This window comes from Leifsonia shinshuensis (assembly GCF_014217625.1).
In the GTDB taxonomy this organism is placed as follows: domain Bacteria; phylum Actinomycetota; class Actinomycetes; order Actinomycetales; family Microbacteriaceae; genus Leifsonia; species Leifsonia shinshuensis_A.
In genome coordinates, this window is record NZ_CP043641.1 from 4427695 (window position 1) to 4438093 (window position 10399).

Here is a 10399-nt window from a genome sequence, read left to right on the forward strand (position 1 = left end):
ATCCGCCCGACCTCATCGCACCCGGAGCTTCCATGACCGATCAGAATCTCGCCATCGTCGTCCTCGCCGCCGGCCAGGGCACGCGGATGAAGTCCGCCACGCCCAAGCTGCTGCACCCGCTCGGCGGCATCCCGATCGTCGGCCACGTGCTGGCGACCGCGCGCGAGCTGGACGCCGCCCGCGTCGTCGCGGTCGTGCGCCACGAGCGCGACCGGCTGGCCGAGGTGATCGAGGCGGACCTGCCGGAGGCGGTCATCGTCGACCAGGACGAGGTGCCCGGCACCGGCCGCGCGGTCGAGCAGGCCGTCGCGGCGCTCCCCGAGGGCTTCGCGGGCGACGTGCTCGTGGTCAACGGCGATGTCCCGCTGCTCGACGCCGCGACGCTGCGCGAGCTGGTCTCGGCGCACCGCGCGGGCGGAGCCGCGGCGACCATCCTCTCGTCGTTCCCGGCCGACGCCACCGGCTACGGCCGCATCGTGCGCACGCCGGAGGGTCACCTCGACCGGATCGTGGAGCACAAGGACGCCACGGAGGCCGAGCGCGCGATCGGCGAGATCAACGCCGGCATCTACGTCTTCGGCGCAGCGGCCCTGCGCGACATGCTCGCCAACGTGACCACCGACAACGCCCAGGGCGAGAAGTACATCACCGACGTCATCGGGCTGCTGCGGGAGGCCGGCTTCGACGTGGACGCCCTCCCGGTGTCCGAGTCGTGGCTCGTGGAGGGCATCAACGACCGCGCCCAGCTCAGCGAGGCCGCGGCCCGTCTCAACGCGCTCGTCGTGCGCACCTGGCAGCTCGCCGGCGTGACCGTGCAGGACCCGGCGACGACCTGGATCGACGTGAAGGTCGTCCTCGAGCCCGACGTCACCATCCTCCCCGGCACGCAGCTGCGCGGCGCGACCGTCGTCCGCACCGGCGCCGAGGTCGGCCCGGACACCACGCTGGTCGACACCGAGGTCGGAGCGGGCGCGACGGTCAAGCGCACCGACGCCACGCTCGCGGTCATCGGCGACGGCGCGACGGTCGGCCCGTTCTCCTACCTCCGCCCCGGCACGATCCTCGGCGCGAACGGCAAGATCGGCACGTTCTCCGAGACCAAGAACGCGGTCATCGGCGCGGGCACCAAGCTCGCCCACTTCAACTACGTCGGCGACGCCGAGGTGGGGGAGAAGGGCAACCTCGGGGCCGGCGTCATCACCGCCAACTACGACGGCGTGAACAAGCACCGCACGACCATCGGCTCGCACGTCCGGATCAGCACGAACACGGTGCTCGTCGCGCCCGTTAGGATGGGTGACGGAGCGTACACCGGAGCGGGAACGGTCGTCCGGAAGGACGTTCCAGCTGGGGCGCTCGCCATCACCGTCGCGCCGCAACGAAACATCGAAGGCTGGGTCGCGCAGAAGCGGCCGGGCACCGAAGCCGCACGCGCCGCTGAACAGAGCGGGGCGACGGAAGAGAGCGGAGAGTAAGTGTCAGGGATCACTGCCACCGGCCAGAAACGACTCGTTCTGATCTCGGGGCGTGCGCATCCCGAGCTCGCCGAGCAGATCGCCGAGTGCCTCGGCAGCGAGCTGGTTCCCACCGACTCCCGCACCTTCGCGAACGGTGAGATCTACGCGCGGTTCGACGAGAGCGTCCGCGGCTCCGACGCGTTCGTGATCCAGTCGCACACCTCCCCGATCAACGAGTGGCTCATGGAGCAGCTGATCATGGTGGACGCGCTGAAGCGCGCCTCCGCCAAGCGCATCACCGTGGTCGCGCCGTTCTACCCGTACGCGCGCCAGGACAAGAAGGGCCGCGGCCGCGAGCCGATCTCGGCACGCCTGGTCGCCGACCTGTTCAAGGCCGCCGGCGCCGACCGCATCATGTCGGTCGACCTCCACGCCGCCCAGATCCAGGGCTTCTTCGACGGCCCGGTCGACCACCTTTTCGCCATGCCGGTGCTCCTGGACCACATGCAGCGTGAGCTCGACCCGTCGACGCTGACCGTCGTGTCGCCCGACATGGGCCGCGTGCGCGTCGCGGACATCTGGAGCGACAAGCTCGGCGTCCCCCTCGCGATCATCCACAAGCGCCGCGATCCGCTGGTTCCCAACCAGGTCTCGGTGCACGAGATCGTCGGCGACGTGAAGGGCCGCGTCTGCCTCCTGGTGGACGACCTGATCGACACCGGCCGCACCATCGTGAAGGCCGCGGAGGCGCTGAAGGCCGCCGGCGCGATCGGCGTCGTGGTCGCCGCGACCCACGCCGTGTTCAGCGACCCGGCCGTGGAGCTGCTGCAGTCGGAGGCGATCGACTCGGTCGTCGTCACCGACACGCTGCCGCTGCCCGCGCACAAGCGCTGGGACGGCCTCACCGTCCTCCCGATCGCGCCGCTGCTGGCGAACGCGATCCGCGAGGTCTTCACCGACGGCTCGGTGACGTCGATGTTCGACGGCGCCGCCTGACCTGCCCTTCGGCGTCAGGGGAGGGTGTGGGGAGCGGAGGGGATGAGGCCGAGGGGGGCTACGAACGTCGCGTCGCCCTCGGTGTTCAGCGCGTAGCACTGCCATCCCGGGCCGGCGGGCGCGAACAGCTCGAAGCGGGCGGACGAGCTCACCGAGTCCGGCTGGTAGTGCCGGGCGTAGACGTCGCACGTGTAGTCCGCGGTGTCGGTCTGGATGCTGATCGTCAGCATGATCCCCGGCAGCAGCAGCGCCGTGAGAGCGACGACGACGAAGACGCGGGTCGCGATCGTGCGCTTCCGTCCGCGCAGGGGGCGGTCCGACGGCTCGTACTCCGTCAGCTCCGGGTGGTCCTCGAACGTCACGCCTACGAGTCTGCATCCCCCGCGGCCCCCGCGTACAGAAAGTGCTCCGAATCGTGATGATTCGGAGCACTTGCTGAGCGACGGGAAGCGCTAGTGCGAGGAGCCTTCGGTTTCGATCTCGGTGCGGTCGCCTGACCAGAGGGTGTGGAAGACGCCGTCCTTGTCGACGCGCTTGTAGGTGTGGGCGCCGAAGAAGTCGCGTTGGCCCTGGACGAGCGCGGCGGGGAGGTGGGTGGAGGCCAGCGAGTCGTAGTACGACAGTGCCGAGCCGAAGCCGGGGACCGGGACGCCGGAGAGCGCGGCGGTGGCGACGATGCGGCGCCAGGCGGCCTCGCCCTCGCGGACGGCGTCGGCGAAGTAGGGGGCCTCCAGCAGGGTGGCGATGTCGGGGTTCTCGTCGTAGGCGTCGGCGATCCGGTTGAGGAACTGGGCGCGGATGATGCAGCCGCCGCGCCAGATCTTGGCGATCTTGTCCTTGTTGATGTTCCAGCCGTACTTCTCAGCCCCCGCGATGATCGCGTCGAAGCCCTGCGCGTAGGCGACGACCTTGGACGCGTACAGCGCCTTCGACACGTCGTCGGCGAACGCGGCCACGTCGGCGGCCTTCTGCACCTCGGGACGCGAGGTGATGGTCGCCTGCACGGCAGCGCGCTGCGCCGGCTTGGAGGAGACGGCGCGGGCGAAGACGGCCTCCGCGATGCCGCCGACCGGGATGCCCAGGTCGAGCGCGTTCTGCACGGTCCAGACGCCGGTGCCCTTCGACCCGGCCTGGTCCAGGACGATGTCCACGAACGGTTTGCCGGTCTCGGCGTCCACCTGGCGCAGCACCTCGGCGGTGATCTCGATCAGGTACGACTCGAGGTAGCCCTTGTTCCACTCGGCGAACACGTCCGCGATCTGCGCCGGCGAAAGCCCGCCGACGGTGCGGAGCAGGTCGTACGCCTCCGCGATGAGCTGCATGTCGGCGTACTCGATGCCGTTGTGGATCATCTTCACGAAGTGGCCGGCGCCGTCGGTGCCGACGTGGGTGACACAGGGCTCGCCCTCGGCGACCGCGGCGATGGAGGCCAGGATCGGCCCGAGGGTCTCGTACGACTCCGCCGAGCCGCCCGGCATGATGGAGGGGCCGTTCAGCGCGCCCTCCTCGCCGCCGGAGATGCCCGCGCCGACGAAGTGGATGCCGGTCGGCGCGATCCGCTTCTCCCGCTCGATGGTGTCGTGGAAGTTCGCGTTGCCACCGTCGACGATGATGTCGCCCGGCTCGAACCGCTCCACCAGCTGGTCGATCACCGCGTCGGTGCCGCGGCCGGCCTGGACCATGATGATCGCGGTGCGCGGCTTGGAGAGCGAGGCGACGAACTCGTCGATCTGCTCGGAGGACACGAACCCGGCCTCCGGATGGGCGTCCACCAACTCCTCGGTGCGTGCGTAGGTCCGGTTGAAGACGGCGACGGTGTTGCCCTCGCGCGAAGCGAGGTTACGGGCCAGATTCGACCCCATCACAGCCAGACCGACAACTCCGATGTTGGCCGTTGCGTGGTTCTCGGGCACGGAGGACTCCTTCGTTGAGATGGTTTGGATCAAGCGTAGTCGTCCGTCCGCGCCGTGATTCGTTGTATGACGCACAGCCCAGGCAGGGCGCTGTGAGGTCGGGGCCTCGCTCAGCCCAGGCGGAACGTCGTGCGCGGGATGTCGTCGACCAGCCGGTGCGCGAGGGAGAACGCGTCCTCCTCGGCGAGCTGGTGGGTGACGACGAGGGAGGCCAGGAACGACGCGTCCACCCGACGCGACATGTCGTGCCGCGCGGGGATGGAGCAGAACGCCCGGGTGTCGTCGATGAAGCCGCTGGTCTTGGTGAAGCCGGCGCTGTCGGTGATCGCCCTCCGGTAGCGCAGGATCGCCGCCGGGGTGTCCAGGAACCACCAGGGCGCCCCGGCGTAGACGGACGGGTAGAAGCCCGCGAGCGGCGCGATCTCGCGCGAGAAGGTGGTCTCGTCCACCGTGAACAGGACCAGCCGGAAGGTCGGGTCGGTGCCGAAGTCGCGCAGGATCGGGGTCAGCGGTTCGGTGAAGGAGCCGACCGCGGGGAGGTCGTGCCCGGTGTCCGGGCCGTAGGCGTTGAAGGTGGGCCGGTGGTGGTTGCGGTGCACACCGGGGTGGAGCTGCATGACGAGCCCGTCCTCCGCGGCCATCTCGGCCAGCCGGTAGAGCATGTTGCGGCGGTAGGCGACGGCCTCAGCGGCGGTGACCGATCCGTCGAGGGCGGCACGGTGGATGCGGGAGGCCTCGGCCTCGCTCAGGGGCTCGCTGCCCGTGTCGATCACCCCGGTGTCGGTCGCGGTGCCGCCCGCGGCAGCGAACGCGGCGCGGCGGGCGCGGAGGGCGTCCAGCAGCCCGGTGTAGCTCGACGTGTCGACGTCGGCGCGGGCGGCCAGCCGGTCGAGGCGGCCGGCCCAGCCGTGCTCGTCCGGGTGCATGTAGCGGTCGGCGCGGAAGGTCGGGACGACGCGGCCGGTGAACGTCGGGTCTGCGGCGAGGCGGGCGTGCGCCTCCAGGTCGTCGGCCGGATCGTCGGTGGTCGCGAGCACCGCGATCCGGAACCGGTCGAACAGCGCGCGCGGCCGGAACTCCGGCGACGCGAGGGTGGCCGAGAGCTGGTCGTAGAGCGCGTCCGCGTTCTGCGCCGACGGCTGCTCGGTCAGCCCGAACACCTCGCTGAACTCGGACTCGAACCAGAACCGCACAGGGGTGCCGAGGAAGACGTCCCAGTGCTCGCAGAGGGACCGCCAGATCGCGCGGCCGGAGGCGGGGGAGGGCACACCCTCGCGGGCGAGCCCGAGGTCGCCGAGCGGGACCCCGACAGCGTGCAGCATCCGCGTCACGTAGTGGTCCGGTGTGATCAGCAGGGCGGCCGGGTCCGGGAACGGCTCGTCGTCGGCCAGCATGGCCGCAGGCACGTGCCCGTGCGGCGAGTAGATCGGCGCGTCGGCGACCGTCGCGTGCAGCCGCCTGGCCAGATCGCGCTCGGCCGGGTCCGCGGGGAAGAGGCGGTCGGGGTGCGGGGCGAGCGCGGTCATGCGCGTCCTTTCGTCGAGATGTGCGGTGTCGGAGTGGCGGGCGCTGGACCGGTGGAGGCCCGGACCGTCAGGTGCGTCGGGAGCGTCGCCGCCTGCCGGCTGACCGGAGCCGCGCTCTCGTCCAGCCGGGCGAGCAGCATGGCGACGGCCGTACGGCCGGCCTGCTCGATCGGGGCCGTCAGGGTGGTCAGCGGCGGGTTGCAGAAGTCGGCGCCGAAGATGTCGTCGCAGCCGACCAGTGAGACGTCGTCCGGCACGGAGACGCCGCGCTCGCGGAACCGGGCCAGCATCCCGATGGCGAGGAGGTCGTTGAACGCGATGCAGGCCGTCGCTCCCGCGTGCAGCACGGCGTCGGCCGCCGCGGCGCCCGCGTACTGCCGCGGCGCGAACGGGCCGACCCGGAGCGTCTCCACCTCGTAGCGCTCCGCGGCGCGGACCAGCGCCCGCCAGCGGCGCTCGTTCGACCAGGAGGTCTCCGGCCCCGACGCGTAGACGATCGAGCGGTGGCCGAGCGACGCCAGGTGCCCGACCGCCTGCTCGACGCCGTTGGGGGTGTCGATGAAGACGTTGGCGACCCCGCGGGTCTGCCGGTTGATCGCGACGATCGGCACGTCGGCCGCGAGCGCCGTCAGCCGGCGGTCGGTCAGGCGGGACGCGGCCAGGATCGCGCCGTCGAAGGACGGGCGCAGCTTGTGCAGCATCCCGTCCTCCAGCTCGTCGGACTCCTCGGTGTCGACCAGGAGCTGCGTGTAGCCCGCGGCCTTGAGCTGCTGCTGGGTGCCGCGGATGATGCCGAAGTAGAACGGGTTCGTGACGTCGGAGACCAGCACGGCGATGCAGCGCGTGCGGCCGCTGGTGAGCGCTCTGGCCTGGGAGTTGGGGATGTAGTTGAGCTCCCGCGCGGCCTGCTCGATCCGCTCGCGGGTGATCGCGTTGACCCGGCCTGGATTGGAGAGCGCGCGGGAGGCCGTCGAGGTGGCGACACCGCTGGCGGCGGCCACGTCGGCGAGGGTGGCGGGGCGGTCCGTCCCGTCGGGATACCCGCGAAGCTGAGGGCTCATGCGCCCATCACAGCACACCATGGCAATTTTTGGCAATCGGTTGCAGCACGATTGCCGGACTGCCTAGGCTCGGCGGCAGTCCTCCGGTGTGCACCGCGCCCGGGGGACACGATCCACCAGATCCCGTCCTCAAAGGAGAGTCACGAATGAGATCACGTTTCGCGCTCGGCGCGGTCGCCGGGCTGGCCGCCATCGGCCTCGCTCTGACCGGATGCTCGTCCTCCGGCGGCGGATCGAACCCCACCTCCACGGCCGTCGACGGCAAGGGCCGCACCCTCACCGTCTACACCGGCGTGAGCGGGCTCTATCCCCAGCAGCAGAAGGAGTGGTTCTCCGAGCTCCAGGCCCAGTTCACGAAGGAGACCGGGGCGACGCTGGCCTTCGACACCTTCGCCAGCTCCAACGACGAGCTCACCAAGATCCAGACCTCGGTCGTCTCCGGGCAGGGCCCGGACGTCTACGCCCTCGGCACCACGTTCACGCCGACCGCGTACGCCACCGGCGCCTTCGTCAAGCTCACCGACGCCGACTGGACCAAGGTGGGCGGCCGCGACCGCTTCGTCCCCGCCTCGCTCGGCATGTCCGGCCCGGACGCCAAGAACCAGATCGCGGTGCCGCTCGCGCAGCGCCCGTTCGTGATGGCGTACAACAAGGATCTGCTGAAGGCCGCGGGCATCGACAAGCCGGCCACCACCTGGGACGACTTCGCGAGCCAGGCCAAGAAGCTCACCACCGGCGACACCTACGGCGTCGCGGTCGGCTACGCCGACAACTACGACCCGTGGAAGTTCATCTGGGCGATGTCCCTCCAGGGCGGCAACCCGCTCCTCGACCTGAAGTCGAACAAGGCGCGCCTCGACGACCCCATCACCCAGAAGGCCTACGAGACCTATTTCGGCTGGCTCACCCAGCAGAAGGCCGTCGACCCGGCCGCGGTCGGCTGGAAGAACCCGCAGGCCGTCGCGGCGTTCGCGTCGGGCAAGGCCGCGTACCTGCCGATGGTGTCCGCCAGCTCCATGGAGGCGCTGGACTCGTCCGCCGTGGCCGGCAAGTACGCGTACGCGCTGATGCCGACCGTCACGCCGGGCAAGTCGTCCAACCCGTCCAGCGGCAAGCCGGCGGCGAGCATCGTCTCCGGTGACAACCTCGTGGTCGCCTCGTACTCGAAGAACCAGGACCTGGCCTTCGCCTACATCAACATGGTGACTCGCGCCGACATGCAGACCAAGGAGTTCAAGCTCCTCGGCGACCTGCCCTCGAACGCGCAGGCCGCGGACGAGCTCCAGAAGTCGAAGCCGATCATCGCCCCGATCGTCGACGCGATCGGCAAGTCGGTGGCCACGCCGTTCACCGGCGCCTGGGGCGACACCCAGCTCGCCCTGACCAACGTGGTCGTGCAGTCCATCCCGAGCCTGTCCAACGGGTCGGTCAGCAACTCCGAGCTGTCCCAGCTGCTGAAGACCGCGCAGTCGACGGCCCAGGGCTCGCTGGACAAGGCCAAGAAGTAGCGGGTCGATCGTCATGTCCACCGACACCGCGGCTCCGGCCGCGACCGTCCGGCCGTCCGCGGAGGCGACGCCTCCGCGGACGGGCGGGACGCCCCGCCGCGGGCGCCGCACCGTGCAGCAGCGGAACCGGCCGCTCTGGCTGCTCCTGCCCGGCGGCATCCTCATGCTGCTGGTCATCATCGTCCCGTTCGTGTTCGCGATCGTCATCTCGACCCTCGACCTCGACATGTACACGCTGCGGGACTGGGTCTCGGCGCCGTTCATCGGGCTCGGGAACTACATCGAGGCGCTGACCTCGTCCTCGCTGCTGCAGTCGATCTGGATCAGCGTCTCGTTCGCCGTCATCGCGGCCGTCGTGACCCTGCCGATCGGCGTCGCCGCGGCACTCGCGACGCAGAACGCGTTCCGCGGCCGTGCGCTGGTGCGCTCGCTGTTCCTGGTGCCGTACGTGCTCCCGGGCTTCGTGGTCGGCACGTTCTGGCACACCATGCTGCAGCCGCACGGCATCGTGGACACGGTCCTCGGCAACCTCGGCATCCACACCGGGCTCTGGCTGAACGGGCCGCTCAGCTACTGGACCCTCGTCATGGTGCAGATCTGGTCGTCCTGGCCGTTCTTCTACCTGCTGGTGCTCGCCGGTCTGCAGTCGGTCGAGAACGAGGTCCACGAGGCCGCAGCGCTCGACGGCGCGGGCTGGTGGGCGAAGCTGCGCTACGTCATCCTGCCGCACCTGCGCGGGCCGATCGCGCTGGCGCTGATCATCTCGCTGCTGCACAACATCAACGGCTTCACGCTGCCGTTCGTGCTCTTCGGCGTGCCGGCGCCCTCCGCCGTCAATGTGCTCCCTGTGCTGACGTATGTGACCAGCTTCCAGAGCTTCCGCTTCGGGCTGAGCGCGGCGATGGCCGTCGTCTCGCTGATCCTCATCGCGATCCCGCTGTTCATCTACCTGCGCGCGGTCCGGCTCGACACCGGCGACGACCGGAAGGAGAAGACGGCATGACCGCCTCCGCCCCCACCGCACGCGCTGCGCGCCGCCGCGGCACCGGAGACGTCTACCGGCTGCTGCCGCGCCCGCTGCAGGCGGTCATCATCGCCATCCTGCTGTGCGTCGCTCTTCTGCCCATCCTGTACGTGCTGCTGTCGTCGGTGAACTCCGACATCGGCGTCGCCAGCGGCCAGTTCTTCCCGAGCTCGCTGCACTTCGACAACTACATCAAGGTGTGGTCGACGGTCGCGCTCGGCAACGGGCTGATGAACAGCGTCATCGTCGCCGGCGGCGTCGCGATCGTGTGCGCCTTCCTGTCGGTGGCGACCGCGTACGTGCTGGTGCGGTTCGCGTTCCGCGGCCGGCTCACCTTCCTGCGCGGCCTGCTCGGGCTGCAGTCGATCCCCGGGACGCTCATGCTGCTGCCGGTGTTCGTGCTGTTCTCGTCGGCGTCGAGCGCGCTCGGCATCCCGATCATCGGGACGCGGTGGTCGCTGTTCGTCACCTACCTGACGTTCGCGCTGCCGTTCTCGACCTGGGTGATGGTGACCTACCTGCGCGGGCTCCCGCGCGAGCTGGAGGAAGCGGCGCGCATCGACGGAGCCTCGTCGTGGCGCATCCTGACCACGATCGTCCTGCCGCTGAGCTGGCCGGGCGTGGTCGTCGCCGGCATCTTCGCCTTCCTGCTCGGCTGGAACGACGTGCTGTTCGCCTCGGTGATGACGAACCCGGACACGCGCACGGCCGCCGTCGCGCTCCAGGTGTTCACCGTGGCGCAGGAGGGTGGAGCCCTGCCGCTGTACGGGCAGATGATGGCGGCGTCGCTGATCTGCGCCGTGCCGGTCGTCGCGCTCTACCTGGTGTTCCAGCGCTACCTCGTCGGCGGCCTGACCGCCGGCGGAGTCAAATGAGAGAAGAAGTCGAGACAAGAGAAGTGAGAGTGACTGAGA

The 10399-nt window shown here is 70.1% G+C and carries 9 protein-coding genes; 5 read left to right on the plus strand and 4 right to left on the minus strand.

The genetic code is table 11. From position 1 onward, the window contains the following. Positions 1-32: 32 nt before the first annotated feature. Positions 33-1475, plus strand: coding sequence for a bifunctional UDP-N-acetylglucosamine diphosphorylase/glucosamine-1-phosphate N-acetyltransferase GlmU (glmU, locus tag F1C12_RS21615; RefSeq protein WP_185276845.1), 1443 nt, complete (start codon positions 33-35; stop codon positions 1473-1475). Then, on the plus strand, positions 1476-2453 hold the full coding sequence (locus F1C12_RS21620) for a ribose-phosphate diphosphokinase (protein ID WP_185276846.1): 978 nt from the start codon (positions 1476-1478) through the stop codon (positions 2451-2453). A gap of 14 nt (positions 2454-2467) precedes the next feature. On the opposite strand, the gene F1C12_RS21625 is transcribed toward F1C12_RS21620, so the two are convergent. From F1C12_RS21625 to F1C12_RS21640, 4 genes are all read right to left on the minus strand, one after another. Continuing rightward, the gene (locus tag F1C12_RS21625) at positions 2468-2815 is read right to left on the minus strand and encodes a hypothetical protein (RefSeq protein ID WP_185276847.1); all 348 of its coding nucleotides are present in this window, start codon (positions 2813-2815) and stop codon (positions 2468-2470) included. 90 nt (positions 2816-2905) lie between these two features. After that, on the minus strand, positions 2906-4315 hold the full coding sequence (gene gndA, locus F1C12_RS21630) for an NADP-dependent phosphogluconate dehydrogenase (protein WP_258046272.1): 1410 nt from the start codon (positions 4313-4315) through the stop codon (positions 2906-2908). A 161-nt stretch (positions 4316-4476) separates the two neighbouring features. Further along, positions 4477-5892, minus strand: a complete 1416-nt coding sequence (gene uxaC, locus F1C12_RS21635; protein WP_185276849.1) for a glucuronate isomerase — start codon at positions 5890-5892, stop codon at positions 4477-4479. Further along, positions 5889-6953: a LacI family DNA-binding transcriptional regulator gene (locus tag F1C12_RS21640; RefSeq protein ID WP_185276850.1), complete on the minus strand. Its 1065-nt coding sequence runs from the start codon at positions 6951-6953 to the stop codon at positions 5889-5891. The genes uxaC and F1C12_RS21640 overlap by 4 nt, the downstream gene beginning before the upstream one ends. Before the next feature lie 146 nt (positions 6954-7099). Between F1C12_RS21640 and F1C12_RS21645 the strand changes: the two genes are divergently transcribed. Genes F1C12_RS21645 through F1C12_RS21655 form a run of 3 tightly spaced genes read left to right on the plus strand, consistent with a single transcriptional unit; the run spans position 7100 to position 10360 of the window. Beyond that, positions 7100-8461, plus strand: coding sequence for an ABC transporter substrate-binding protein (locus F1C12_RS21645; RefSeq protein WP_185276851.1), 1362 nt, complete (start codon positions 7100-7102; stop codon positions 8459-8461). Between the two features lie 13 nt (positions 8462-8474). Continuing rightward, entirely contained in the window at positions 8475-9464 is a 990-nt protein-coding gene (locus F1C12_RS21650) for a carbohydrate ABC transporter permease (protein WP_185276852.1), read from the plus strand. Further along, positions 9461-10360, plus strand: coding sequence for a carbohydrate ABC transporter permease (locus F1C12_RS21655; protein ID WP_185276853.1), 900 nt, complete (start codon positions 9461-9463; stop codon positions 10358-10360). The genes F1C12_RS21650 and F1C12_RS21655 overlap by 4 nt, the downstream gene beginning before the upstream one ends. Positions 10361-10399 lie beyond the last annotated feature (39 nt).